We start from the raw sequence: 25,100 nt of genomic DNA on the forward strand, positions 1-25,100 counted from the left end.
GAAGCGATATTCGCCCAACACGCCTCCCCAACACGCAGCGGGGCTGTGGCGGCATGCCCGAACCCGATAAGTTGGCAGCAGAGCAAAAAATCGCAAGTCCGAACAACTGAAGCCCGATAGACAAGGCGGAACGAACCCATGGCCAATCCGTTCGTCAAGGCATGGAAGTACCTGATGGCGCTGTTCAGCTCCAAGGTCGACGAATACGCCGACCCGAAGGTGCAGATTCAGCAGGCCATCGAGGATGCGCAGCGTCAGCACCAGGCGTTGACCCAGCAGGCCGCCCAAGTGATCGGCAACCAGCGTCAGCTCGAGATGCGCCTCAACCGCCAACTCGCCGACATCGAGAAGCTGCAGGTCAACGTGCGTCAGGCGCTCACTCTTGCCGACCAGGCCACTGCCGCCGGCGATGCCGCCAAGGCCACGGAGTACAACAACGCCGCGGAGGCGTTCGCCGCGCAACTGGTCACCGCCGAACAGAGCGTCGAGGATCTCAAGGGCTTGCACGATCAGGCACTGCAGGCCGCCGGACAGGCCAAGAAGGCCGTGGAGCAGAACGCCATGATGCTGCAGCAGAAGATCGCCGAGCGCACCAAGCTGCTCTCGCAGCTCGAACAGGCCAAGATGCAGGAGCAGGTCAGTTCGTCGTTGCGGTCGATGAGCGAGATGGCGGCACCGGGCACCACACCCAGCCTCGATGAGGTGCGCCAGAAGATCGAACGTCGCTACGCCAACGCCATGGGCGAGGCTGAGCTCGCACAGAACTCGGTGCAGGGCCGGATGATGGAAGTGCAGTCGGCAAGCGTGCAGATGGCCGGCCATTCCCGGCTGGAGCAGATCCGTGCCTCGATGCGTGGGGACGCCCTGCCCAGCGGCGGTGCCACCCAGGCCACGCCGGCCGCCCCGGCGCCCAACCAGACTCCGGCCACCCCGGAAAACCCGCTCAGTCAATAGCGATTCGAGTGTCCTAGATCATGGCTACCAAGACCGGTCGACCAGAAGCCTGGCGGTCACTGCTGCAGCGGTGGACAGACACCGCTGCAGATGTGTCGGCGGCACTCGCCGACAAGCTCAGCGCCGCTGCTGACCCGCGCGCCAAGCAGCTGCGGAAGCGGCGGTGGGCGCTGCGGTTCGGCGTGTTCTTCACGCTGTCGTGCGGGTTCTGGGTCCTGGTCACCGCACTTCTGGCGGCGTGGAGCACTCCGTTCTGGGTTCTGATCATCACCGGTGCCATCGCCGCGGGTGCGGCATTTCCCGCGACCCTGGCATGGTTGCGTTATCGGTGGCTGCGGTCTGCGCCGCTACCGGCGGAGCGCCCCACGATCGGGCGGCGGTTGCCGCCGTGGGGTTCGGCTGCCCGCCAGCCGATGGCAGCACTGGTGGCCTCCGAGCGGGGCATGTTCTCGCTGCTCGGCGTCATGGAGCGCGGTCGGATACTTCCCGCCGACGAACTGCGCGAGCTGACCGCGGTCGCGAACCAGACCGCGCGAACCATGGCCGCGACCGCCAACGAAGTGGTGTCCATGGAGCGGGCGGTCAGCAACGCCCCGCATTCACGCCCGCATTTGGTGCCCACCATCAACGCATTCACCGCGCAGTTGGGTCAGGGTGTTCGCCAGTACAACGAAATGGTCACCGCGGCAGCGCAATTGGTGTCGGCGGCAAACAGCGGGCAGGCGTCGGCGTCGCCGCTGTCGCAGCAGCGCTATCGCAACGAGTTGAGCGGCGCCACCGACCGCCTGATCGGCTGGGCGCAGGCGTTCGACGAGCTGGGTCAGCTGCGCCGGGCCTGACGGCTCAGACGGCGCTGCTGCTGGGTGGCCCGGACCGCGGGCCGTACTTCTCGATGTAGGCCTGATGGATGTGCGCATCCTTCTCGCGCTTGAGCTTGTCGACAAGACTCGGGTCCAGCCCGTGCAGCCTGAGCATGTGGCGGCGCCAAATCTTGTTCAGCGCGTGAGAGAAGTAGATGAAGGGGATGAGGATCGGCACCGTCATGCTCAGGTGTACGTCCAGCGTTGTCGGGATCAGCCAGAACGGGGCCAGGACGAGCACGGCGGGAACCAGCACCCGCAGCATCATCCGGCGGGTGGCGCCTTTACTCGTCAGGTCTTCGCGCACCCAGTCGCGCATCGAATCCGGCAGTCGTCGGCCCATGCAGTAGCCGACGAACTGGACCGGGTTGGGTTTGGTCCGTTCGAGCGTGCTGCTCATAACGTTGCGCGCAGTGACGGAATCACCACGCCGGCCACCCCGCGCACGGTCGCCTTGAACATATCGAAGAAGTCGAAGTAGTCCCGCCACAGCGTGATTCGGCCGTCGTGTACTTCGAACACTCCGCAGACCCAGAATTGCAGCCGCAGCGGGCCGAAGGTCAGCGCATCCGTGCGCTCGGTGAGCACGGACGCGCCGTCGGCCGCACTCCGGTGAATCTTCACCTCGAAACCTGCGCGCCCCTGCATCGACCGGAAGAGCTTGATCGCCCGGTTGCGTCCGTAGATGGTCGGCAGTCCGACATTCTGGTAGACGAGGTTCTGGGCGAGTGTGCTCTCGGCCGTGTCGAAGTCCTCGTCTTGCAGCGCGTTGAGGAACGTCTCGACCGTCGCGGTCGGGCTCAGCAGTGCTGTGGTTGATTGGTCAGCCATGCCCGAAGCCTAAGGCCCCGGGCTATGGCAGGGTAGGCCGGTGCGCGTAGCTGTGGTCGCCGGGCCAGATCCCGGACATGCCTTCCCGGCCCTGGCGTTGTGCCTGAAGTTCCTGGCCGCCGGGGATACCCCGACCCTGCTGACCGGCGTCGAATGGCTGGACACCGCGCGCGCCGCCGGGGTCGACGCGGTCGAACTGGTCGGCCTCGATCCGACCGAACTCGACGACGACACCGACGCCGGGGCGAAGATTCATCAGCGAGCAGCACGGATGGCGCAGCTCAACGTGACCCGGTTGCGGGAGCTCAAGCCGGACCTGGTGGTGTCCGACGTGATCACCGCGTGTGGTGGGCTGGCGGCCGAACTGCTCGGGCTGCCGTGGATCGAGCTCAACCCGCATCCGCTGTACCGGCCGTCGAAGGGGCTGCCGCCGCTGGGGAGTGGGCTGGCGCCCGGCGTCGGGATCCGCGGGCGGTTGCGCGACACCGTGATGCGGGCGTTGACCGCGCGATCGTGGCGGGCCGGGCTGGCCCAGCGTTCGGCGGTGCGGGTGCAGATCGGCCTTCCCGCCGTCGACCCCGGCCCGCTGCGCCGGCTGATCGCGACACTGCCCGCCCTCGAGGTGGCGCGCCCGGACTGGCCGGCCGAGGCCATCGTGGTGGGTCCGCTGCATTTCGAGCCGACGACGGCGGTGCTCGAAGTACCGCCGGGGCCCGGTCCGGTGGTCGTGGTTGCGCCGTCCACAGCGGTCACCGGAGCTCAGGGAATGGCCGAGCTGGCCTTGGAGTCACTGCGGCCGGGGGACACGCTGCCCGAGGGTGCCCGCGTTGTGGTGTCGCGGCTTGCCGGTCCCGACGCGCAGGTGCCGCCGTGGGCGGTCGTCGGTCTGGGCCGCCAGGACGAACTGCTGTCCCACGCCGATCTGGTGATCTGCGGCGGCGGGCACGGCATGGTGTCCAAGACGCTGCTGGCCGGCGTGCCGATGGTCGTCGTGCCAGGTGGGGGTGACCAGTGGGAGATCGCCAATCGTGTTGTGCGCCAGGGCAGTGCGCAGCTCGTGCGGCCACTGACGGCTGAGGCGTTGACCGTGGCAGTCGGCATGGTGCTCGGCTCGCCGTCGTACCGCGAGGCCGCGGCGCGTGCCGGAGCCTCGGTGACCGAGGTGGTAGATCCGGTACGGGTGTGCCATGACGCGCTGTCGCGCGCTGGGTAAGTTGGGGCCGTGCGGTTGACGGAATTCCATGAACGTGTGGACGGCCAGTTCGGCTCCATGCGAGGGCACTCACTGCTCGTCGACCATGTGCTGGGCGGGTTGGGTGGACGTACGGCTGTGCGGGCCATCGAGGACGGCGTAGATCCGCGCGAGGTGTGGCGGGCCCTGTGCGCGGACTTCGACGTGCCACGCGATCAGTGGTGAGTCGACCGGCTTTTCCTGTTCGCATTTTCGGCGTATACCGGAGCTATGGGTCTCGGTGACCATCCGATGCGGACGCCGCTCTACGGCGTTCTGTTGGTGATTGGCGCTGTTCTGCTGGTGTGGCTGGTCGCGTCGGCTCTGACCGGATGGCAGGCGGCTGTCGGGTACTTCCTGGCTATAGCCGTTGGCGCATTCGGATTCGTCATGACGCTGCGGGATCTCGACGACTTCCCGCACTGGCGGCGCTGACCGTCGCGGACCGGCGGGATCCCGAGCGTCACACGGCGTGTCACCTTGAATCGAACAGGTGTTCGTCTACTCTGGGCGGTGTTGGACCGACTTGTCGGTGGCTTGCTTTAGCGTCACGGCCAACCGATCGGAACACCGGTCAACACGACTACTTGGAGAGGCACCCTCATGGCTCAGCAGGCCCCTGATCGCGAAAAGGCGCTCGAACTGGCGATGGCCCAGATCGACAAGAATTTCGGCAAAGGCTCGGTGATGCGCCTCGGCGAAGAGGTGCGCCAACCGATCTCTGTCATCCCCACCGGTTCGATCGCCCTGGATGTGGCACTCGGCATCGGCGGCCTCCCGCGCGGTCGGGTCGTCGAGATCTACGGTCCGGAATCGTCCGGTAAGACCACCGTCGCACTGCACGCGGTGGCCAATGCGCAAGCCGCCGGCGGTATCGCGGCGTTCATCGACGCCGAGCACGCGCTGGATCCCGACTACGCCCAGAAGCTCGGGGTGGATACCGACTCACTGCTGGTGTCCCAGCCCGACACCGGTGAACAGGCCCTCGAGATCGCCGACATGCTGGTGCGCTCCGGCGCACTGGACATCCTGGTGATCGACTCGGTGGCCGCCCTGGTGCCCCGCGCCGAGATCGAAGGCGAGATGGGCGACAGTCACGTCGGCCTGCAGGCCCGCCTGATGAGCCAGGCGCTGCGGAAGATGACCGGCGCGCTGAACAACTCCGGCACCACCGCGATTTTCATCAACCAGCTCCGCGAGAAGATCGGCGTCATGTTCGGCTCGCCCGAAACCACAACGGGCGGTAAGGCGTTGAAGTTCTACGCCTCGGTCCGCCTGGATGTCCGCCGTATCGAGACACTCAAGGACGGCACCGACGCGGTCGGTAACCGGACCCGCGTCAAGGTCGTCAAGAACAAGGTCTCCCCGCCGTTCAAGCAGGCCGAGTTCGACATCCTGTACGGCCACGGCATCAGCCGCGAGGGCTCACTCATCGACATGGGTGTCGAGCACGGCTTCATCCGCAAGTCCGGGTCCTGGTTCACCTATGAGGGTGAACAGCTGGGCCAGGGCAAGGAGAACGCCCGCAAGTTCCTGCTCGAGAACCTCGACGTCGCCAACGAGATCGAGAAGAAGATCAAAGAGAAGCTCGGTATCGGTGCCGTCGTGACCGCCGAGGTAACTGATGACGTCCTTCCCGCCCCGGTCGACTTCTGAGTCGTCCGGCAAGCCCGAGGATGAGCAGGCGCAGGACCCGCGGAAACGCGAGGAACAGGCGAAGAACGTGTGCCTGCGCCTGCTCACCGTGCGGGCGCGTACCCGCGCCGAACTCGAAGGGCAGCTGACCAAGCGCGGCTATCCCGATGAGGTCAGCGCGACGGTGCTTGACCGGCTCACCGACGTCGGGCTGATCGACGACGAGGACTTCGCCGAGCAATGGGTGCGCTCACGGCAGGCCAACGCCGGAAAAGGTAAGCGGGCGTTGGCGGTTGAACTTCGCAAGAAGGGTGTCGACAAAGAGGTGATCGACGCGGCGCTGGCGGATATCGACGCCGGAGCCGAGCGGGAGCGGGCCGAGCAGTTGGTGCGCGACAAGCTGCGCCGTGAGCGCCTCACCGATGACGACGAGTTGAGGGTGACGCGCCGGCTGGTCGGCATGCTGGCCCGCCGTGGTTACGGCCAGTCGATGGCACTCGACGTCGTCCGGGTCGAGCTGGCCAGTGAGCGGGAGCGGCGCCGCGTGTAGGCGCACCGTGGCCGGCGTTACGTTCGTGAGCATGAACGGCGAATTGATCATCCTGACCGGCCCGCCCGGTGCGGGGAAGACGACCATTGCCGAACTCGTCGCCAGTGCACCGGCCAAGCCGACCGTGCACCTGACGACCGACCAGTTCTACCGTGCCATCCGCGCCGGATACATCCCGCCGTATCTGCCTGAGGCACATGGTCAGAACGAAGTGGTCATCGATGCGATCGTGGGTGCGGTCGAGGCGTACACCCGCGGTGGGTTCGATGTGGTTGTCGACGGAATCGTCGGGCCGTGGTTCCTGGCGCCGTTCCAAAATCTTGCGGCGAAGGCCGGACTGGTGTTGTCGTACATCGTGTTGCGGCCGCCTGTAGAAACGGCGCTGCAACGCGCACAGGCTCGCAGTGGCGACGATCTGAAGGACCCCGACGCCATCACCGGCTTGCACCGTGCGTTCACCGAACTCGGTGAATTGGAGAGTCACGTCATCGACAACTGCAGCCTCGATGCGGCCGCGACTGCCGAGACGGTTCGGCGGGCGATCTCCTCGGGCCGCTACCGCCTGACCTGAGCGCGTTAAGCGTCTTGATCCCGCTGCGCGTGCAGCACTTGAGCGCCCGGCGCACCTTCCTGTTCGACGGCCTCGGCCTCCAGCGGTGCCGGCCCACGTTTGGATCGGCGCATCCTGCGTTCCAGCCAGGTGGCGAATGCGGACAGGGCGAAGTTGACGCTGATCATCAGGATCGCGATGACGATCAGGGCGGGCAGGAGGTTTCCGTACGCGGCGCCCAGCTGGACACCCTGTCGGACCATCTCGACGAACGTGATGATGTAGCCGATCGCGGAGTCTTTGAGGACCACCACCAGCTGCGATATCAGCACCGGCAACATCGATGTGATCGCCTGCGGCAGCAGGATCGACCGCATCGTCTGGCCCGAGCGCAAACCGAGCGCGGACGCCGCCTCCGACTGCCCGCGGGGCAGGGCATTGACTCCGGCCCGGACGATCTCGGCGATGACCGCACCGTTGTACAGCGTCAGACCAGTGATGACGCCGGCCAGCGCCAGATGTTTGGACGGGAAGACGTCGTAGATGGCGTACAGGGAGTACGCGAAGAGCATCATGATCAGCACTGGCACCGCACGGAAGAACTCGACGATGACCGAACAGACCCAGCGCACAATGGCATGCGTGGACATCCGTCCCACGCCGAGGACCAGGCCCAACGCCAGCGCCAGCACGATCGACACGGCGGCAGCGGTCAGCGTGCCCTGCACGCCGGGCAACACGTAGGTCGTCCACAGATTCGACGTCAGGAACGGTTCCCACTTCTCGGCGGTCAGCTGACCCTTTGCGTTCAGCCGGGAGTACACCACCCAGATCGCCAGCGCGATGAGCAGCGCGGCAACGAGATTGAAGACCCGGTTTCGGGCCCGCGCCCGCGGCCCCGGGGCGTCGTAGAGCACCGATGCAGAACTCACCTCGCCACCGCCAAACGCCTACCCAGCCACGCGAAGAACAACCCCGTTGGCAACGTCAGGACGACGAATCCGAGGGCGAATATCGTGCCGACCATCAGTATGGCCGCGGTGTTCTCGGTCATCTCCTTCATCAGCAGCGCCGCCTCGGCGACACCGATCGCCGAGGCGATCGTGGTGTTCTTCGTCAACGCGATGAGTACCGATCCGAGTGGAATGATCACTGAACGAAAAGCCTGCGGTAGCAGGATGATTCGTAGATTCTGCCCGAACGTCAGGCCCAGCGACCGCGCCGCTTCAGCCTGCCCTAGCGGCACCGTGTTCACCCCCGAGCGAACGGTCTCACACACGAATGCGGCGGTGTAGACGGTCAAACCCAGCACCGCCAACCGGAAGTTGCTGTCCTCGATCGACGTCACCGACTGTGGATCGACCAGCGTGATGCCCAGCGTCTGCGACAACCCGAACGAGCAGAACAGGATGATCAATGTGAGCGGGGTATTGCGCACCACGTTGACGTAGGTCGTCCCGATCCAGTTGAACATCGGTACCGGCGCCAGGCGCATTGCGCCCAGCGCCGTACCGAGGATGAGCGCTCCCACTGCGGAATACACCGTCAGTTGGACCGTCGTCCAGAATGCCGCGAAGATCTGGTCGCGGTACTCGTTGAAGATCTCCACGGCCGGAGCTATGCCTCCGACTCAGGAGCGGTCGATGGAGGGCGGCGTCGGTGCCTGGATTCCTGCCGGTCCGAGGTTCTTGTCGAACGCCTCTTTCCAGGCGCCGCTGGAGAACATTTTCTCAAGCGCATCGTTGACTTTGTTGAGCAGCTCGGTGTCGCCCTTCTTCAAGCCGATGCCGTACCTCTCTTCGGAGAAGGTTTCGCCAACGATCTTGAACGCGCCCGGGGTCTGCGCCGCGTAGCCGGCCAGAATCACCTCGTCGGTGGTCAGCGCGTCCACCGCGCCGTTCTTGAGTGCCTCAATGCACGCCGAGTACGTGTCGTACTGCTGCAGCTGCACACCGGGATACTCATCCTTGATGCGCTGCGCCGGTGTCGAACCGGACACCGAGCACAGTTTCTTGTTGTTCTGCAGCGAAGCCGCACCGGTGATGTCGGTGTTGTCCTGGCGGACCAGCAGGCTCTGACCGGTGACAAGGTACGGTCCGGCGAAGTCGACCTTCTCCTTGCGTGCATCGGTGATCGAGTACGTGGCGGCGATGAGCTCGACCTGATCGTTCTGAATCAATGTCTCGCGCTGGCCTGACGGAGCCTCTTTCCACTCGATGTTCTCGGGGGTGTAACCGAGCTCACCGGCGACGTAGGTCGCGACGTCGACATCGAAACCGGACATGGTGCCGTCGGGATTCTTCAACCCGAGCCCGGGCTGGTCGTACTTCGTACCGATGACGATCTTGTTGCCCTCGTCGCCACCACCACCCCCGCCGCCGCAGGCAATGGCAGTGAGCGGTAGTGCGATGGCGAGCGCGAGAGCGCCGACCACCCGCATCGGACGTAAAGGCTTGGACGCCATATTTTTGGTTCCTTTCACCGGAGCGTTAGTGATGGAGAATCTTGCCGAGAAAATCTTTGGCGCGATCGGATTTCGGGTTGTCGAAGAATTCGGCGGGTTCGGCATCCTCGACGATGGCGCCGTCGGACATGAAAACCACGCGGTCGGACGCCCGGCGGGCGAAGCCCATCTCGTGGGTGATCACGACCATCGTCATGCCTTCGCCGGCCAGCGAGGTCATCACTTCCAGTACCTCGTTGATCATCTCCGGGTCCAGTGCGCTGGTCGGCTCGTCGAACAGCATCACCTTGGGGTCCATGGCCAAGGACCGGGCGATCGCCACACGCTGCTGCTGACCACCCGAGAGCTGCGCCGGATACTTGTCGGCCTGGTTGGCGATGCCTACCCGCTCCAGCAGTTCCATGGCTCGTTTGCGGGCCTCGGCCCTGGATTTCCTGCGCACTTTCATCGGCGCGAGCGTGACGTTATCCAGGATCGTCTTGTGCGCGAACAGGTTGAAGGACTGGAACACCATCCCGACGTCGGAGCGCAACTGGGCCAGCTTGCGGCCCTCGGCCGGCAACACTTCGCCGTCAACCGAAATCGTGCCCGAGTCGATGGGTTCCAGCCGATTGATGGTGCGGCACAACGTCGATTTGCCCGAGCCCGACGGACCCAGCACCACGACCACCTGGCCACGACCTACGTCGAGATTGATGTCCTTGAGCACATGGAGGGATCCGAAGTGCTTGTCGACTCCCTTGAGTGAAATCATCGGCGCGTCCGTTGGCGCCGGATCCTCGACCTGCGGCTGCGCGCCGGGGCTTCCCATGGCTGCAGACCTTACCCAGGGAACGCTCAGCGTGCCCGCATCTTGTGAATCCGCCCGGTTAACGTCTGCCACGCGTCCGTACCATGGGTCCGTGACTTCGATGGTGACCCGGGACGTGGCGGCGCACGACGCCGCTGGTTTCGGCACACGCACCTATCAGGTCCGCACCTACGGCTGCCAGATGAACGTGCACGACTCCGAGCGCCTGTCCGGGCTGCTGGAGGCGGTCGGCTACCGGCGGGCCGCCGAGGGTGCGGACGCCGACATCGTGGTGTTCAACACCTGCGCCGTACGCGAGAACGCCGACAACAAGCTCTACGGCAACCTCAGCCACCTCGCGCCGCGCAAGCAGGCCGATCCGAACATGCAGATCGCCGTGGGCGGTTGCCTGGCGCAGAAGGATCGCGACGCGGTGTTGCGCCGCGCACCGTGGGTGGACGTGGTGTTCGGCACCCACAACATCGGCTCGCTGCCCACCCTGCTGGACCGTGCCCGCCACAACCGCGAAGCCCAGGTCGAGATCGTGGAGGCGCTTCAGGAGTTTCCCTCGACCCTGCCGGCATCGCGTGAATCATCCTATGCCGCATGGGTTTCCATCTCTGTGGGTTGCAACAACACCTGCACGTTCTGCATCGTCCCCGCGTTGCGCGGCAAGGAGGTCGACCGCAGGCCCGGCGACATCCTGGCGGAGGTGCAGACGCTGGTGGACCAGGGTGTGCTCGAGGTCACGCTGCTGGGGCAGAACGTCAACGCCTACGGCGTGTCCTTTTCGGACGAGCGCTTGCGCGAGGACCCGACAGCACCGCCCAACTTGCCCCGTGATCGCAGCGCCTTCGCCAAGCTTCTGCGCGCCTGCGGCGGCATCGACGGGCTCGAAAGGGTCCGGTTCACCTCACCGCACCCGGCCGAGTTCACCGACGATGTGATCGAGGCGATGGCCGCGACACCCAACGTGTGCCCGACACTGCACATGCCGCTGCAGTCAGGATCCGATCGCATCCTCAAGGCGATGCGGCGGTCCTACCGCGCCGACCGCTACCTCGGCATCATCGAGAAGGTCCGGGCCGCAATCCCGCACGCAGCCATCACCACCGACATCATCGTCGGATTCCCCGGTGAAACCGAGGAGGACTTCCAGGCAACCCTCGATGTCGTCGAGCAGTCGCGGTTCGCCAGCGCGTTCACCTTCCAGTACTCCAAGCGGCCCGGCACCCCCGCTGCCGACATGGCCGATCAATTGCCGAAAGCTGTTGTCTCCGAACGTTATCAGCGCCTCGTCGACCTGCAGGAACGCATCTCCCTAGAGGAGAACCAGGCTCAGGTGGGGCGTGTGGTCGAACTGCTCGTCGCCACCGGCGAGGGCCGCAAGGACGCGAGCACCGCCCGGATGTCCGGGCGGGCGCGGGACGGCCGGCTGGTGCACTTCAGCCCCGGCCCGGACGCGGAGCGCATCCGTCCAGGCGACATCGTCACGACGACCGTCACCGGTGCCGCACCGCACCATCTGATCGCCGACGCCGCAGTGGCACAGCATCGCCGCACCCGAGCCGGCGATGCACATGCGGCCGGACAGCGTCCGCGTACCGGCGTCGGCCTCGGGATGCCGCAGATCGGTGCGCCGATCCAGCCACCGTCGTCAGAAGGGTGTGGCTGTTGAGCACCGAAGGAGACTTCGACCAGTTCAAGGGTGATCTCGACGCCGTCGAGCGCAAAATGGCCCGAGAGTTCGACCCGGGGGCGCGCGCCATGGTGGTCGCGGCCCTGGTGTTCGTGATGCTGCTGACCTTCGTGTTGCCGCACACCGGCGCCAGCAAGGGTTTTGACGTGTTGGTCGGTGACGCCGCCGCGGTCCGTGACGGGGTGTCGCTGCCGTCACGGGTGTTCACCTGGCTGGCCCTGGTGTTCTCGGTCGGGTTCTCGACGCTCGCGCTGCTGACCCGCCGCTGGGCGGTTGCATGGGTGGCGCTGGCGGGGTCGGCGGTGGCCAGCGTGCTCGGCATGCTGGCGGTGTGGTCACGGCAGACCGCCCCGGCTCCGTATCCCGGCCCGGGGATCGGCCTGATCATCGCGTGGATCGCGGTGATCGTGCTGACCTTCCACTGGGCCCGGGTGGTGTGGTCGCGCACCGCGGTTCAGTTGGCAGCCGAGGAGCAACGCCGCCGGGCTGCCGCGCAGGATCAGCAGCGCGGCCTGCTCGACGACATCAACAAGAACACGACCGATAAGGATCCGGACCAACCGGATCAGCCTTAGCGGCGCTTACCCAACGACTCCGCGGCCGCGTCGGCCCACTGCCGCCACTGCTCAGCGCTGGCCTTGGCGGCCTCGGCATCCTTGGTCCGGCCCGCTGCGGCGGCCTTCTCGGCTTGGCGTTCGAACTGCTCGGCACGGGCCCGGAACTGATCGGCGCGGGCTTGGGCCTCGGGGTCGACGCCGGTCGTCGGGGCGTCGCGGATCTTCTTCTCCACGGTCCGCAGCCGGCGTTCCAGCTCGGCGGCGCGCTCGCGGGGCACCTTGCCGATCGCATCCCACTTGTCGCCGATGGCACGTAGTGCGGCGCGCGCCGTGTCGGGGTCGGACGGGTCGATCTTCTCGGCCTCGGCCAGCAGCGCTTCCTTGGCTTCGGCGTTCGCCTTGAACTCGGCGTCGCGTTCGGCGTGAGCGGCGTTGCGGGCCGAGAAGAACGTGTCCTGTGCAGCCTTGAACCGCTGCCACAGTGCGTCGTCGACGTCCTTGGCCGCCCGGCCCACTGCTTTCCACTCGGTCAGCAGGTCACGGAAGGCGGCGCCGGTGGCGCCCCAGTCGGTGGAACCGGCCAGTTCCTCGGCGCGCTCGCACAGCGTCTCCTTGGCCTGCCGGGCGCCGACCCGACTGCGGTCCAACTCGGCGAAATGGGAACCTCGGCGGCGGTTGAAGGTTTCGCGGGCCGCGGAGTAGCGCTTCCACAGCGCGTCGTCGACCTTGCGGTCCAGCCCGGTGATGGTGCGCCACTCGTCGAGAATCTCCCGCAGCCGGTCCCCGGCGGCTTTCCACTGGGTGGCGTTGGCGGCGAGATCTTCGGCCTCGGCGGCGAGCGCTTCCTTGCGCGCGGTCTGCGCGGCGCGGTGTTCCTCGCGCTGCGCACGTTCAGTCTTGGCTGCCTCGTCGGCGTGTTCCAGGATCGTCGACAGCCGCGCACCCAACGCATCGATATCACCGAGAACCGCTGCGGTGGGCAGGGTCTCAGCCAGCGCCGCGGCGGCTGCCTTGATCTTTCTGGCGTCGCCGGTGCCCGAGGTCAGCCGATGCTCCAGAAGCGCCACCTCGGTGTGCAGATCATCGAAACGGCGGCCGAAGTGTGCGTACGCGGATTCGGTGTCACCGGCCTGCCAGGAGCCGATGACGCGCTCGCCGGATCCGGTGATCAGCCATACCGTGCCGTCGGGGTCGACCCGGCCGAAGCGGTGCGGATCGCTGCTCGGCGCCACCGTAACCACCGGTGCGGCCGCCCGGCCGGGATGGGGAACGGGTCGGGGCGGCCCTGGCCTGGGGATTGGGCCGGGCGCGGGTCGGGGGGTTGGCTTGGGCGTGGTCGGGCCTGGCTCACTGGTTGTCATATCCGCTCCTCGTACTCCGCGCGGTTGACCCACGCATCTGCCGCGCGACGCGGCGCCCGATTGCTGTCAGCTTCGACCGCTATTCAAGCAGGTCGTGCTGAGCCGTGCGCATGGCTTTAGGCTCAATGGCTCCACAAACTCTGGAGGACACCGGTGGCCAAGGCCGATATCGCCGCCCTGCTCGCACTAGCCGCCGCATTGTTCATCGCGCTCGGTGACGTCATTCACCAGCGTTCCGCGCATGAGGTGACCGACGAGCCGGTCGGTCATCTGGGCCTCTTCGCGCGCCTGCTGCGGGACCGTCAGTGGTGGCTGGGCAGCCTGGTGGCAGCGGGTGGCTTCGCCCTGCAAGCCGCCGCCCTCGGCCTGGGATCGGTGTTGTTGGTCCAGGCCCTGATGGTCACCTCGCTGCTGTTCGCGCTCCCGATCAACGCCCGGCTGACGCATCGTCGGGTCACCCGCTGGGAGTGGCTCTGGGCGGCACTGCTGGCCGGGTCTGTCGCGGTCATCGTGACCGTCGGCAACCCGACCGAGGGCTATGCCCGGGCGCCGCTGGAGGCCTGGACGCTCGTGGTCGCGGTGCTGGGCCCGGCTCTGGTGCTCTGCCTCGTGGGCGCGCGCATCTTGTCCGGCCCGGTGAGCGCCGCGCTGCTCGCCGTGGTCTCGGGCGCTTTGTGGGGTGCGTTCGCGGTGTTGACGAAGGGTGTGGTGGACCGTCTGGACGCCGGGCTGTGGGCGCTGCTGGCCACTCCCGAGCTGTACGCGTGGGCTCTGGTTGGGATCGCAGGGACCGCTATGCAGCAGTCCTCGTTCCGGGCCGGTGCGCTGACCGCATCGCTGCCGACCATGACGGTCACCGAACCGATCGTCGCATCGGTGCTCGGCGTCGTGGTGCTCGGCGAAACCCTTCGGCCGGGCGCAGTCGGTGATGTGCTGCTGATCGTCGCCATCGCCGCGATGGTGGTGGCCGCCGTGGCTCTCGCGCGGGGCGAAGCCGTCAGCGAACAATCCGCATCGCCGGCCCACTAGTTTGGTGAAGTGCTCAGCGCCATCGCCATCGTCCCCGCGGCACCGCTCATCGTGCCCGAACTGATGGGCGCAGCCGCCGCGGAGATGTCCGAGCTGCGCGGTGCTGTGCTCGCGGCGGCAGATGTCATGCCGGCGCGCTGGCTTGCCGTCGGCGCCGGGAAAGCCGACGCGATGTTCGGCGCGGACCGGTCGGGCACGTTCGCCGGCTATGGCGTCGACGTTCCGGTCGCATTGGGCCCGCAGGCATCGGGCGCACGGACCGAACTGCCGTTGTGTGCGCTCATCGCGGGCTGGATCCGGGGACAGACCGATCCGGACGCCAGCGCCGAGGTTCGGATGTACGCCGACGCATGCCCAGTCGACACCGCAGTCGCCCACGGCCGGCAGTTGCGGGCCGAGATCGACGCATCGACCGAGGCCGTCGGCGTTCTCGTCGTCGCCGACGGCGCGAACACGCTCGCTCCAGCGGCCCCGGGTGGTTATGTCCCGGAGTCCGTCGCGGTACAGAAGGTCCTCGACGACGCCCTCGCCGCCGGCGACCCTGCGGCGCTGACCCGGCTGCCGGAGACGATCGTGGGGCGGGTGGCCTACCAGGTGCTGGCCGGGCTGGCCGAACCGGCTCCGCAGGCGGCCCGCGAGCTCTATCGGCATGCCCCGTACGGGGTCGGGTACTTCGTCGGGGTGTGGGTACCGGCGGGCAGGAGCGAAGCGACCGGGGGATCGACAGCGTGACACGGCCGTTGGCCGTGATCGGGCCCACCGGCACCGGCAAGTCCGCCTTGGCGCTGGCGTTCGCCGAACGCGTCGGTGGGGAGATCGTGAACGCCGACGCCATGCAGCTCTACCGCGGCATGGACATCGGCACCGCCAAGCTGACGGTGGCCGAGCGCCGTGGAATCCCGCATCACCAGCTCGACGTGCTCGAGGTCACCGAGACCGCCACGGTCGCGCGCTACCAGCACGCGGCAGCGGCCGACGTCGAGGCAATCGCCGCGCGCGGCGCAGTCCCCGTCATCGTCGGCGGCTCCATGCTCTACATCCAGTCGCTGCTCGACGAATGGTCGTTCCCCGCCACCGACGCGACGGTGCGGGCCCGATGGGAGGCGCGGCTGGCCGAGGTGGGGGTGGCCGCGCTGCACGCCGAGCTGACCCGGGTGGACCCGGCCGCCGGGGCATCGATCCTGCCCACCGACGGCAGGCGGGTGGTGCGGGCGCTCGAGGTGGTGGAGCTCACCGGGCAGCCGTTCGCGGCGTCGGCCCCCCGCATCGGAGCTCCCCGCTGGGATACCGCGATCATCGGATTAGATTGGGAGACACCAGTTCTCGATGTACGCCTGGCGCAACGGACGGACAAGATGTTCGATGACGGCTTGGTCGACGAGGTGCGGGGGCTGATCGGCCGCGGATTACGCGACGGCGTGACCGCCTCGCGCGCATTGGGTTATGCGCAGGTACTCGCCGACCTCGACGCCGGGGGAGCCCCGGATTTCCGGGAAGCTCGACACTCTACGTACGTCGGTACTCGCCGCTACGTGCGTAGGCAACGCTCGTGGTTTCGGCGCGATCACCGGGTGGTGTGGCTGGACGGATCGGCCGGCGGGCTGGTGGACGAAGCTCTGCGAGTATGGCGGGACGTATCCTGATCAGGTGATCTTCGCTAAAGGGCACGGCACGCAGAACGATTTCGTGGTGCTGCCCGATCTGGACGCGCGGTTGTCGCTGGGGCCGGCCGCAGTGGCCGCGCTGTGCGACCGCCGCCGCGGCCTTGGCGCTGACGGTGTACTGCGGGTGACGACGGCGGGCGCCGCGTTGTCCGCCGGTCTGTTCGACCGGCTGCCCGACGGCGTGGCGGCCGGCGACTGGTACATGGACTACCGCAACGCCGACGGGTCGATCGCCCAGATGTGCGGCAACGGGGTGCGCGTGTTCGCGCACTACCTGCGCACGTCCGGGCTGGAAACCGCCGACGAGTTCGTCGTCGGCTCACTGGCCGGGCCGCGCCCCGTCGTCCTCAATCGGGTCGATGCGACGACTGCCGACGTCACCGTCGACATGGGCAAGGCCAACCAGCTCGGCACGGGATCGGCGGTGGTCGGGGGCCACAGCTTCACCGGGATGGCCATCGACGTCGGCAACCCCCATTTGGCGTGTGTCGGAATCAGCGCCGCGGACCTCGCTGCCCTCGACGTCGCCGGGCCGGTGTCCTTCGACCCCGCCCAATTCCCGGAGGGCGTCAATATCGAGGTGTTGACTGTTCCTGTCAGCGGGGCGGTTTCAATGCGGGTACACGAACGCGGCGTCGGCGAAACCCGGTCGTGCGGGACCGGCACCGTCGCCGCCGCGCTGGCGGCCCTGGCACATGAGGGCGCTGACACCGGCACACTGCGGGTGCGAATCCCCGGTGGCGAGGTGGCGGTGACCGTCACCGAATCCACCAGCTACCTGCGCGGACCGTCGGTTCTCGTCGCTCGCGGCGAGCTGTCTGAGGAATGGTGGAACTCTGCCCAGAGCTAATTGGGGTGCGCGACGGGCCGACGACGTGCCAACCTGGAAGTACATATGACATATCCAGAACATCCTGTGGTCCCCAGCACCGGCGAGATGGCCCTCGAAGACCGCGCCTCGCTGCGCCGCGTCGCCGGGTTGTCCACCGAACTCGCCGATGTCTCCGAGGTCGAATACCGCCAGCTGCGACTGGAACGGGTCGTGCTCGTCGGGGTATGGACAGACGGCACCGCAGCCGACGCCGACGCCAGCCTCGCCGAGTTGGCAGCACTTGCCGAGACGGCCGGCTCCGAGGTGCTCGAAGGTCTCATCCAGCGCCGGGACAAGCCCGACCCGTCGACCTACATCGGCTCGGGCAAGGCCATCGAGCTGCGCGAGATTGTGCTGGCCACCGGCGCAGACACCGTGATCTGCGACGGTGAACTGTCACCGGCCCAGCTCAACTCACTGGAGAAAGTGGTCAAGGTCAAGGTCATCGACAGGACCGCACTGATCCTGGACATCTTCGCCCAGCACGCCACCAGCCGCGAGGGCAAGGCGCAGGTGTCGCTGGCCCAGATGGAGTACATGCTGCCCCGGCTGCGCGGCTGGGGTGAATCCATGTCGCGCCAGGCCGGCGGTCGCGCCGGTGGCGCCGGCGGCGGCGTGGGCACCCGTGGACCCGGCGAAACGAAGATCGAGACCGACCGTCGCCGCATCCGTGAGCGGATGGCCAAGCTGCGCCGCGAGATTCGCGACATGAAGAAGATTCGCGACACGCAGCGCGGCGGCAGGCGGCGCAGTGAGATCCCGTCGTTGGCGATCGTCGGCTACACCAACGCCGGCAAGTCCAGCCTGCTCAACGCCCTGACCGGAGCCGGTGTACTGGTCGAGAACGCATTGTTCGCGACGCTCGAACCGACAACGCGCCGTGGGGAATTCGATGACGGTCGGCCGTTCGTGCTGACCGACACCGTGGGGTTCGTCCGGCATCTGCCCACTCAGTTGGTGGAGGCATTCCGGTCCACCCTGGAAGAGGTGGTCGACGCCGATCTGCTGCTGCATGTGGTGGACGGCGCCGACGTCAACCCGCTGGCGCAGATCAACGCGGTTCGGACCGTCGTCAACGACGTCGTCGCCGAATACGACATCGCCCCGCCGCCGGAGTTGTTGGTGGTCAACAAGACTGACGCCGCAACCGGCATCGGTCTGGCTCAACTGCGGCGCGCGCTGCCCGACGCCGTGTTCGTCTCGGCGCGCACCGGAGACGGCCTGGACCGGCTGCGGTCCCGCATGGCTGAGTTGGTGGAGTCGACCGACACCACGGTCGACGTGACGATTCCCTACGACCGTGGAGATCTCGTGGCGCGTGTACACGCCGACGGCCGGGTGGACGCCACCGAGCACACTCCCGCCGGCACCCGGATCAAGGCAAAGGTGCCGGTCCCGCTGGCTGCGAGCCTGCGCGAGTACGCCACCTTCTAACCCCTCGCGCGTGAGACGGGCCGCCCGACCGAGTTAATTTCAGCGGCCGTCAATTTCCGGCGTTTTCCTTCGTGCGCCATTGTCCGGCGATACCCTCTGCCGAGAAACAAGGACGTCGCGAGGGGAAACCATGGGTGCCGCAAGGTATGTCGGTCGGATCGGGGGACTTGCGGTCGCCCTCGGAGTAGGCACGGCTGTCTTCATGGGACACGGCGTGGCGGCTGCTGACACCGGTTCCGGCGTGTCGTCCACCGCGCAGGACGGTTCACCGGCGGGCATGACCAACCCCGATTCGACGCAAGCCTCGCCCGGCGTTTCCACGGAGGCCAAGCCGCCTCGTCGGGCCAGAGTCCGGTCCCACCGCCGCGAGGTCGCCGAAGACCTGAAGTCGATGTTCGACAAAGCGTCAGGGCGAACGCCCGAACAACCGACCGCGCAGCGTGATACGCCCATGAAGGTCGATGCCACGACCGTGGTGAGACGGAAGGCGAAGAATCCCGAGGCTCCACCCGTCGCGACAAACGAGATCGTGGCGAAGGCGCGAGAACGGGCGGCCGCGTGGCTCTCGAGTCCGCGGGTGACGGCGGGACGCACCGCCAAGGAGACTTCGCCACCATCGCGATCACTGTGGACCCCACCGAAAGACGTCGTCACGCCTCGGCCGGACGAGCCGGTCACAGCGCCGGCGCCGAACCTCTTCGCGAACCTGGTCCACGCCACGCTGAATCCATTCGCGCGCACCGGACCGGAGGATGAGCCGGTCGACTCGCCTGCGTCGTGGGTGTTGTTGGCGGCGGCGCGTCGCGAACTCGGTGTTTCGAAAGCTCAGGTCCCCAGCTACACACCGGAACTCACGGTCGTTCAAGGCGTCATCACCGGAATGAACACGCCGGCCGTGTCGGAACGCGGGTATCCGCTGGTCTACACCGTGGTCAATGACCCGAGCGCGGGCGGCAAGATCCGTCTCGACGCTGCCACCGGAAACTTCACGTACCTGCCGTACGCCACAGTGGTCGACTCGGGATCTGAGACCTTCGACGTCATGGTTTCCGAGACCACACCGCTGATCGCGGCTTTGAAGCAGGTGCCGCTGCTGGGCACGTTCGTGCAGCCGGTCGTGATCGAGCTGCACCGGGTCCCGATCCTCGGTGATGTCCTGTCTCCGATCATCGGCTACGCGACCGTGGCGACGGTCACCGTCGACCCGTCGGCGGTCAACACCGAAGACGTTCCGATCGCCTACACGTACAAGGTGGAATCGTTCGACGGGACGCCCATCAGCGCCAATTTCTTCCCCGCGATCGACGGCGACTACCAGTCGGGGAAGCTGTACCCCACGATCCTGAGCGGTGCCGGTTTGTCCAGCGCGGGCGACACCGACCCGAATTCGGGGACGCTGCAACTGTTCCGGAGCAATGGGTACAACGTGGTCACCTGGGATTCCCGCGGCGAGCACGCATCCGGTGGCGTGTTGCAACTGAACAATCCGCAATTCGAGGGCCGGGACGTCTCGGCAATCATCGACTGGGTGGCCGATCAGGATGCGGTCCAGCTCGACGGCGCACTCGACCCGCGAGTCGGGATGGTGGGCCCGTCCTACGGTGGTGGAATCCAACTCGTCACTGCCGCAAACGATCACCGGATCGACGCGATCGCACCGTCGATCGCCTGGAACTCCCTCAACAGCTCGCTGTATCCCGACGGGGCATTCAAAACCGCCTACGCCGGGTTGCTCCTGCTGAGCCTGATCACCTCGGGCGCCGACATCAACCCGCAGCTCTACACCGGGATCCTGACCGGTGGCCTCCTGGGCTTTCTCACGCCTGACCAGCAGGCCCTGCTCGCCAGCAGCGGCCCGTCGATCACCGTCACCAACATCACCGCCCCCACCCTGCTGATCCAGGGCACGGTCGACGTGTTGTTCCCACTGCAGGAAGCCATCGCCAACGCGGCCATCCTGACAGCCGACACGCCGACGCATGAGCCGGTTCCCGTCAAGATGATCTGGTTCTGCGGTGGCCACGGCAATTGCTTGACTGACCCCGGGGATCCGTCTGTCGTGCCGACCGCGACCCTGGCGTGGATGGATCGCTGGGTCAAGGGCGAAGACGTCGATACCGGCCCGGCATTCGAGTGGGTCGACCAGAACGGCGTGATGCACTCCTCCGACACGCTGCCGTCCGATCCCGCGTTCTACGGGACCCCTGTTCATACGTCGCAGGCCACTGGCGGTGTCCTGCCGATCATTCCGTTCATCGGTGGCTCGGGACCGTCACCCGCAGTGGGCTTCCCGTTTTCGCTCGGCGACGGCGCCGAGGCCGACAATGCGATCAATGTTCCGTTGACCGCGCCTGATTCGACCACCGATGTGGTGGGGCGGCCCACGCTGACGATGACCTACTCGGGTATCGGCACCAGTCGCCACGTCTACGCCCAGATCGTCGACAACAAAACCGGGTTGGTGGTCGGAAACCTCGTCACGCCCGTCCCGGTGACGCTCGACGGTTCGGAACATACGGTGACGGTTCCACTGTCGGCCATCGCTTACCAGATGGACGAAGATTCCGACCTGTCGCTGCAGATCGTCGGCTCGGCAACACCGTTCCTGAACTTCACCCAGTTCGGCGTGATCAACGTGTCCGGGGTGGAGGTCGACCTACCGACGGCCGCACCCGCACCTGTCACCGCGTCGCCCTCGGAGTCTGCGGACGAGTTGGTCACCAACTAATCCGCTAGCAGACGCAAAAGTACCCAAAATCAACGGGTTGCGGGTACCCGCGCGTCTGCTCGCCGGTCATTCTGGTCCAGTGCTCTACGTACCGTGCGGTCGATCGACTCGGCGAAGTCGCGGCCCGGATGGACCTTGATACCCAAGGCTTTTCGTAACGATGGGCGCTCGGGATCTCCTGTGCTGTCATCAGGGGTGTCCAGGTCTTCACCAGGCCTGGCGATCACGCTGAGCCGGGTCAACGGCTTGCGGTCGGGCTTGGCGGCCACCTTCTTGGAGACCGCGACTTCCGTGGTGTCCGCACTTTCCGGGCCCTCCGACTGCAAGGCGGGCTCAGTGGGATCGGTCCAGCCGGGAAGTGGATCCAGGCCCGGGCGCAGTGCCGCGTTGATCCCCTCCGGGATGTCATTGGCCAGGTCCGAGACGAGCTTCACCGGGTCGATTCTCGGAATCAACCGGAACGGCGTCGGCGTGCCGTAATCCGTCCGGTCGTATCCGGTTTCGATGAGCGTCTGCGCCATCGGAGAGACCAGGTCGACGATCGGGATCACCAGCGCCGAGGTGCCCGTCGACGCGCCGAGGTCGAGGAACGGTTGCATGATCGGCAAGGTCTTGGCGGGCAGGGTGATGTAGCGGGTGTCGCCATGCTGCTGGCAATGGGTCGCCGCGGTGCAGTTCGCCTGGGCATTGGCGATCGCGGCCTGTACCTGTTGTGGTGTGTAGCCGTACGGAGTTTCGGTCGGAAGGTCGTCGCCGTCGGGCGCCAGATAGGTGGGATGGGTGTACTCGAAACCCGCGAGAGCGTTCGCCAATGCCAGCGGGTTGAGCAGCCAGCTGGGGGCGTCGGCGACGCCGTCGTACTGCAGTGCGATGTCGGTGGTGTTCACGACACCTTCGCCTGCCGTGTCAGTCCGCGTGGGTTCGCCGAACGTCGCATCGAGAATCGGGACGGTGCCCAGCGCCGCCAGTCGCTCGAACAGCCCGCCGTTCGGGCGGTTCGGGTTGCCGATCAGGACGAAGTTGATCCAATCCGGGATCACCCCGCCGTGCTCGTCTGCAAGCTGGCTCTTCACGATGCTGGTGACGGTGGCGCCCTGCGAGTAGCCGAGGATGGCGACAGGACTGCCAGGTTCCAACAGGTCTAGTTGTTCATTGAGGCTGGTGACGCCGCTGCCCACCGAGACATTCCATTTCGCGCCTTGGAGGCCGCCCCAACCCTCGAACGGGAACGGCCAGAACTCGGCGATGTAGGGGACCGGGACCGGGGAGCTACACTCCTCGCCACAACTACCGGTGGTCTCGACGTAATAAGCGACCGCGTTCTCCATGTAATTCTGTGACTCTGCCGGGTTTTTCGTCCCGGTTCCGGGCACGATCAGCGGGGTCGTCGCCACCACGAGCGCGACGGCCGCGGTCAGGGCCGTCGCCGCCCCGAGCGCAATCGTGGAGGCCAGCACAAGGATGGCGACGAATAGTGGTCGGACTGCCGCACGCATAGCTCGCACAGGAAGATCTCCCTTCGCCGACGCCGACGTCAGCACCCAACGGATCTTCGCACCGCGGTGCAGAGCTCAGGCGAAAACGCGGAGATCAGCGTTGGGTGTGGATCACCGGAGGCTCGTGGGCCCGCACCGGCGGCAGCGGGCCGTCGAACTTCTCGACCTGTACAAGCACGTGCGCACCGGTGCAGCCGCGGGCCAGTGACGAGGTTCCGACGTCGTCGGTGAGCACGTTGGGATTGCCGTGCACGCACATCGAATCGGGGTCGGTCGGATCGGCCGGGTCGAACCACGCTCCGGTCGCCAGCTGGACCACTTGCGGACGCAACCGGTCGTCGACGATCAGTCCGGCCAGGCAGGCCCCGCGGTCGTTGAACACCCGGACCACGTCGCCGTCGGCCAGCCCGCGTGCTGACGCGTCGTCCGGGTGCATCCGGATCGGCTCGCGCCCTTGCACTTTCGAGCTCTGGCTGACTGCGCCGCTGTCGAGTTGACTGTGCAGCCGGGAGGCGGGCTGGTTGGCCAGCAGGTGCAGCGGGTAGAGCCTGGCGCGGTCTCCGCCCAGCCATTCGGCCGGTTCGTACCACCGGGGGTGGCCGGCGCAGTCTTCATAGCCGAAGCTGTCGATGTCTTCGGAGAAGATTTCGATGAGGCCGCTCGGCGTGCCGAGGCGGTGGGTCTGTGGGTCGGCGCGGAAATCACCGAATAGTGTCAGGCCGGGTTCGGTCGGTAACCGTACGTGGCCGGTGGCCCAGAACTCGTCGAACCCGGGAACCTCGAAATCCAGCCCGGCAGCCCATTTCTCGTACATGTGGACCAGCCACTGCCGGGCCGTGCGACCCTCGGTGAACCGGTCGCCGAAGCCGAGCCGGTCGGCCAGGGCCGCGAACGTGGTGTAGTCGTCGCGGGACTGCGCGTACGGTTCGGCGAGCGCGCGCATGGCGATCAGCAGCGGGTCGTTGCGGGATCCGGAGAAATCCTCGCGTTCGTACGCGGTGGTCGACGGCACCACGATGTCGGCGTGCTTGGCCATCGCGGTCCAATACGGGTCGTGGACGACGATGGTGTCGACCCGCGCCAATGCGCGACGCAACCGGGGCAGGTTCTGGTGGTGATGGAACGGATTTCCGCCGGCCCAGTACACGCACTTGATGTCGGGGTAGGTCAGCCGCAGGCCGTTGTAGTCGAACTGCCCGCCGGGATGCAGCAGCATGTCCGAGATCGCCGCGACCGGGATGAACGTCTGCACCGGGTTGAGGCCCTGCGGGAGGGCGGGCAACCGGCAGCGCAGCGGCGGCAGGCCGGGTTCGTTCATCGACCCGTAGCCGTGACCGAAACCGCCTCCGGGCAAACCGATCTGGCCCAGCATCGCGGCCAATGTCAGTCCCATCCAGGGAGCCTGCTCGCCGTGCCGGATTCGCTGCAGCGACCAGCTGACGGTGACGATCGTGCGGGATGCCGCCATCCGGCGTGCCAGTGCCGTCAGGTCGTCGGCCGCCAGCCCGCTGATCTGTGCCGCCCACTGCGGCGTCTTCGCGACACCGTCGTCACGGCCCAGCAGATAGTGCTCGAACTGTTCGTAACCGGTGCAGTAGGCGTTCAGGAAGTCCAGATCGGCCAATCCCTCGGTGGCCAGCACGTAGGCCAGCGCGAGCATCACCGCGACGTCGGTGCCCGGAACCGGTGCCCGCCATTCACATTCGCCGTCGATGTCGTCGCGCAGCGGACTGAACGACACGATCTGCCCGCCGCGGTCACCGAACCGTCGCAGCGCATCGCGGGTCGGGTGTGCGGTGGTGCCGCCGTGGTTGATTCCGGTGTTCTTCAGCGCGATCCCGCCGAAACACACCAGCAGATCGGTGTGTTCGACGATGACGTCCCACTGGGTGGACCGCTTGAACAGGTCGTCATGGGTTCCGACCACGCGTGGCATGATCGCGCCGGTGGCGCCGAGACTGTACGAGTGGCGGGAAAAGGTATATCCGCCAAGCATTTTCAGGAAGCGATGCACCTGGCTCTGGGCGTGATGGAAGCGCCCTGCACTGGCCCAGCCATAGGACCCGCCGTAGATCGCCTCGTTGCCATAGGTGTCGACGACACGCCGCAGTTCGGTCGCCAGCAATTCGGTCAGCTCATCCCATGACACCGCGACGTACTCGTCGGCGCCGCGATCGGCACTGGGGCCGGGTCCGTCGCGCAGCCAACCGCGCCGAACCGCAGGACCTGTGATGCGTGAGCGGTGCCGGATCGAGCCCGGCAGATTACCCAACAGCGGCGACGGATCGGCATCGCCGGCGAGCGGGGTGACCGAGGCGATGTCGCCTGCGGCCACATCCGCGCTGAAGGCTCCCCAATGCGCGAGGCTAGTGGGGAACTGAGGCACATGGGCAGTT

25 protein-coding genes are annotated in these 25,100 nt (G+C 66.8%); 16 read left to right on the forward strand and 9 right to left on the reverse strand.

Annotated elements, in window-relative coordinates:
• Positions 1-138: 138 nt before the first annotated feature.
• Together pspA and pspM are read left to right on the forward strand one after the other, a co-directional pair.
• Complete coding sequence (gene pspA, locus ABQF30_RS07925) at positions 139-954, forward strand: phage shock protein PspA (protein WP_448462233.1); 816 nt, start codon at positions 139-141, stop codon at positions 952-954.
• 20 nt (positions 955-974) lie between these two features.
• Positions 975-1,793, forward strand: a complete 819-nt coding sequence (gene pspM, locus ABQF30_RS07930) for a phage shock envelope stress response protein PspM (RefSeq protein ID WP_448462234.1) — start codon at positions 975-977, stop codon at positions 1,791-1,793.
• Between the two features lie 4 nt (positions 1,794-1,797).
• Here the strand turns inward: pspM and ABQF30_RS07935 are convergent, their stop codons facing one another.
• Positions 1,798-2,214: a DUF5313 domain-containing protein gene (locus ABQF30_RS07935; RefSeq protein ID WP_448462235.1), complete on the reverse strand. Its 417-nt coding sequence runs from the start codon at positions 2,212-2,214 to the stop codon at positions 1,798-1,800.
• Positions 2,211-2,645: a limonene-1,2-epoxide hydrolase family protein gene (locus tag ABQF30_RS07940; protein WP_448462236.1), complete on the reverse strand. Its 435-nt coding sequence runs from the start codon at positions 2,643-2,645 to the stop codon at positions 2,211-2,213. The genes ABQF30_RS07935 and ABQF30_RS07940 overlap by 4 nt, the downstream gene beginning before the upstream one ends.
• A gap of 40 nt (positions 2,646-2,685) precedes the next feature.
• Between ABQF30_RS07940 and ABQF30_RS07945 the strand changes: the two genes are divergently transcribed.
• The 6 genes from ABQF30_RS07945 (at position 2,686) to ABQF30_RS07970 (ending at position 6,632) form a co-directional block, all read left to right on the forward strand.
• Entirely contained in the window at positions 2,686-3,858 is a 1,173-nt protein-coding gene (locus ABQF30_RS07945; protein WP_448462237.1) for a glycosyltransferase, read from the forward strand.
• A gap of 9 nt (positions 3,859-3,867) precedes the next feature.
• On the forward strand, positions 3,868-4,062 hold the full coding sequence (locus tag ABQF30_RS07950; RefSeq protein WP_448462238.1) for a DUF3046 domain-containing protein: 195 nt from the start codon (positions 3,868-3,870) through the stop codon (positions 4,060-4,062).
• 45 nt (positions 4,063-4,107) lie between these two features.
• Positions 4,108-4,311, forward strand: a complete 204-nt coding sequence (locus ABQF30_RS07955) for a hypothetical protein (protein WP_448462239.1) — start codon at positions 4,108-4,110, stop codon at positions 4,309-4,311.
• 168 nt (positions 4,312-4,479) lie between these two features.
• Positions 4,480-5,532 (forward strand): recombinase RecA, encoded by a 1,053-nt coding sequence (recA, locus tag ABQF30_RS07960; protein ID WP_448462240.1) that lies wholly within the window; start codon positions 4,480-4,482, stop codon positions 5,530-5,532.
• Positions 5,501-6,061: a recombination regulator RecX gene (recX, locus tag ABQF30_RS07965; RefSeq protein WP_448462241.1), complete on the forward strand. Its 561-nt coding sequence runs from the start codon at positions 5,501-5,503 to the stop codon at positions 6,059-6,061. The genes recA and recX overlap by 32 nt, the downstream gene beginning before the upstream one ends.
• Before the next feature lie 31 nt (positions 6,062-6,092).
• Positions 6,093-6,632 carry an AAA family ATPase gene (locus ABQF30_RS07970; RefSeq protein ID WP_448462242.1) on the forward strand — a complete coding sequence of 180 codons (540 nt, stop codon included), beginning with the start codon at positions 6,093-6,095 and terminating at the stop codon, positions 6,630-6,632.
• Positions 6,633-6,637: 5 nt separating this feature from the next.
• Here ABQF30_RS07970 and ABQF30_RS07975 read toward each other — a convergent pair whose 3' ends face one another.
• From ABQF30_RS07975 to ABQF30_RS07990, 4 genes are read right to left on the reverse strand one after another with little or no spacing between them, the layout of a single operon-like run.
• Complete coding sequence (locus ABQF30_RS07975) at positions 6,638-7,543, reverse strand: amino acid ABC transporter permease (protein WP_448462243.1); 906 nt, start codon at positions 7,541-7,543, stop codon at positions 6,638-6,640.
• Positions 7,540-8,220 (reverse strand): amino acid ABC transporter permease, encoded by a 681-nt coding sequence (locus ABQF30_RS07980; RefSeq protein ID WP_448462244.1) that lies wholly within the window; start codon positions 8,218-8,220, stop codon positions 7,540-7,542. Before ABQF30_RS07980 ends, ABQF30_RS07975 begins: the two co-directional genes overlap by 4 nt.
• Before the next feature lie 21 nt (positions 8,221-8,241).
• A complete protein-coding gene (locus ABQF30_RS07985; protein ID WP_448462245.1) occupies positions 8,242-9,075 on the reverse strand; it encodes a glutamate ABC transporter substrate-binding protein in 834 nt (277 codons plus the stop codon).
• 25 nt (positions 9,076-9,100) lie between these two features.
• Entirely contained in the window at positions 9,101-9,829 is a 729-nt protein-coding gene (locus ABQF30_RS07990) for an amino acid ABC transporter ATP-binding protein (RefSeq protein WP_448463528.1), read from the reverse strand.
• A 157-nt stretch (positions 9,830-9,986) separates the two neighbouring features.
• On the opposite strand from ABQF30_RS07990, the gene miaB reads away from it, so the two are divergent.
• Together miaB and ABQF30_RS08000 are read left to right on the forward strand one after the other, a co-directional pair.
• Positions 9,987-11,543 (forward strand): tRNA (N6-isopentenyl adenosine(37)-C2)-methylthiotransferase MiaB, encoded by a 1,557-nt coding sequence (gene miaB, locus ABQF30_RS07995; RefSeq protein WP_448463530.1) that lies wholly within the window; start codon positions 9,987-9,989, stop codon positions 11,541-11,543.
• The gene (locus ABQF30_RS08000) at positions 11,531-12,139 is read left to right on the forward strand and encodes an Rv2732c family membrane protein (RefSeq protein ID WP_448462246.1); all 609 of its coding nucleotides are present in this window, start codon (positions 11,531-11,533) and stop codon (positions 12,137-12,139) included. The genes miaB and ABQF30_RS08000 overlap by 13 nt, the downstream gene beginning before the upstream one ends.
• On the opposite strand, the gene ABQF30_RS08005 is transcribed toward ABQF30_RS08000, so the two are convergent.
• A complete protein-coding gene (locus ABQF30_RS08005; RefSeq protein WP_448462247.1) occupies positions 12,136-13,482 on the reverse strand; it encodes a DUF349 domain-containing protein in 1,347 nt (448 codons plus the stop codon). The genes ABQF30_RS08000 and ABQF30_RS08005 overlap by 4 nt on opposite strands.
• A gap of 153 nt (positions 13,483-13,635) precedes the next feature.
• On the opposite strand from ABQF30_RS08005, the gene ABQF30_RS08010 reads away from it, so the two are divergent.
• From ABQF30_RS08010 to ABQF30_RS08035, 6 genes are all read left to right on the forward strand, one after another.
• Positions 13,636-14,511: a DMT family transporter gene (locus tag ABQF30_RS08010; protein WP_448462248.1), complete on the forward strand. Its 876-nt coding sequence runs from the start codon at positions 13,636-13,638 to the stop codon at positions 14,509-14,511.
• A gap of 9 nt (positions 14,512-14,520) precedes the next feature.
• Entirely contained in the window at positions 14,521-15,243 is a 723-nt protein-coding gene (locus ABQF30_RS08015) for a class III extradiol ring-cleavage dioxygenase family protein (protein WP_448462249.1), read from the forward strand.
• Entirely contained in the window at positions 15,240-16,154 is a 915-nt protein-coding gene (gene miaA / locus ABQF30_RS08020) for a tRNA (adenosine(37)-N6)-dimethylallyltransferase MiaA (protein ID WP_448462250.1), read from the forward strand. The genes ABQF30_RS08015 and miaA overlap by 4 nt, the downstream gene beginning before the upstream one ends.
• 4 nt (positions 16,155-16,158) lie before the next feature.
• Positions 16,159-17,025, forward strand: coding sequence for a diaminopimelate epimerase (gene dapF / locus ABQF30_RS08025; RefSeq protein WP_448462251.1), 867 nt, complete (start codon positions 16,159-16,161; stop codon positions 17,023-17,025).
• Between the two features lie 45 nt (positions 17,026-17,070).
• Positions 17,071-18,480 carry a GTPase HflX gene (gene hflX, locus ABQF30_RS08030; RefSeq protein WP_448462252.1) on the forward strand — a complete coding sequence of 470 codons (1,410 nt, stop codon included), beginning with the start codon at positions 17,071-17,073 and terminating at the stop codon, positions 18,478-18,480.
• 130 nt (positions 18,481-18,610) lie between these two features.
• Positions 18,611-21,208 carry a CocE/NonD family hydrolase gene (locus tag ABQF30_RS08035; RefSeq protein WP_448462253.1) on the forward strand — a complete coding sequence of 866 codons (2,598 nt, stop codon included), beginning with the start codon at positions 18,611-18,613 and terminating at the stop codon, positions 21,206-21,208.
• A gap of 29 nt (positions 21,209-21,237) precedes the next feature.
• Here ABQF30_RS08035 and ABQF30_RS08040 read toward each other — a convergent pair whose 3' ends face one another.
• Positions 21,238-22,704 carry a PE-PPE domain-containing protein gene (locus ABQF30_RS08040; RefSeq protein WP_448462254.1) on the reverse strand — a complete coding sequence of 489 codons (1,467 nt, stop codon included), beginning with the start codon at positions 22,702-22,704 and terminating at the stop codon, positions 21,238-21,240.
• Between the two features lie 94 nt (positions 22,705-22,798).
• Positions 22,799-25,090 (reverse strand): molybdopterin guanine dinucleotide-containing S/N-oxide reductase, encoded by a 2,292-nt coding sequence (locus ABQF30_RS08045; protein ID WP_448462255.1) that lies wholly within the window; start codon positions 25,088-25,090, stop codon positions 22,799-22,801.
• Positions 25,091-25,100: the final 10 nt, after the last annotated feature.

Source organism: Mycolicibacterium sp. XJ870, assembly GCF_053483975.1.

Excerpts from the sequence above, each read along its gene's own strand:
- hflX (WP_448462252.1), top strand. The coding sequence starts at position 17,071 with ATGACATATCCAGAACATCCTGTGGTCCCCAGCACCGGCGAGATGGCC.
- ABQF30_RS07935 (WP_448462235.1), bottom strand. The coding sequence starts at position 2,214 with ATGAGCAGCACGCTCGAACGGACCAAACCCAACCCGGTCCAGTTCGTC.
- ABQF30_RS07970 (WP_448462242.1), top strand. The coding sequence starts at position 6,093 with ATGAACGGCGAATTGATCATCCTGACCGGCCCGCCCGGTGCGGGGAAG.
- ABQF30_RS07985 (WP_448462245.1), bottom strand. The coding sequence starts at position 9,075 with ATGGCGTCCAAGCCTTTACGTCCGATGCGGGTGGTCGGCGCTCTCGCG.
- ABQF30_RS08040 (WP_448462254.1), bottom strand. The coding sequence starts at position 22,704 with ATGCGTGCGGCAGTCCGACCACTATTCGTCGCCATCCTTGTGCTGGCC.
- ABQF30_RS08035 (WP_448462253.1), top strand. The coding sequence starts at position 18,611 with ATGGGTGCCGCAAGGTATGTCGGTCGGATCGGGGGACTTGCGGTCGCC.
- recA (WP_448462240.1), top strand. The coding sequence starts at position 4,480 with ATGGCTCAGCAGGCCCCTGATCGCGAAAAGGCGCTCGAACTGGCGATG.
- recX (WP_448462241.1), top strand. The coding sequence starts at position 5,501 with ATGACGTCCTTCCCGCCCCGGTCGACTTCTGAGTCGTCCGGCAAGCCC.
- ABQF30_RS07940 (WP_448462236.1), bottom strand. The coding sequence starts at position 2,645 with ATGGCTGACCAATCAACCACAGCACTGCTGAGCCCGACCGCGACGGTC.
- ABQF30_RS07955 (WP_448462239.1), top strand. The coding sequence starts at position 4,108 with ATGGGTCTCGGTGACCATCCGATGCGGACGCCGCTCTACGGCGTTCTG.
- pspM (WP_448462234.1), top strand. The coding sequence starts at position 975 with ATGGCTACCAAGACCGGTCGACCAGAAGCCTGGCGGTCACTGCTGCAG.
- ABQF30_RS08005 (WP_448462247.1), bottom strand. The coding sequence starts at position 13,482 with ATGACAACCAGTGAGCCAGGCCCGACCACGCCCAAGCCAACCCCCCGA.
- ABQF30_RS07990 (WP_448463528.1), bottom strand. The coding sequence starts at position 9,829 with ATGATTTCACTCAAGGGAGTCGACAAGCACTTCGGATCCCTCCATGTG.
- miaB (WP_448463530.1), top strand. The coding sequence starts at position 9,987 with ATGGTGACCCGGGACGTGGCGGCGCACGACGCCGCTGGTTTCGGCACA.
- pspA (WP_448462233.1), top strand. The coding sequence starts at position 139 with ATGGCCAATCCGTTCGTCAAGGCATGGAAGTACCTGATGGCGCTGTTC.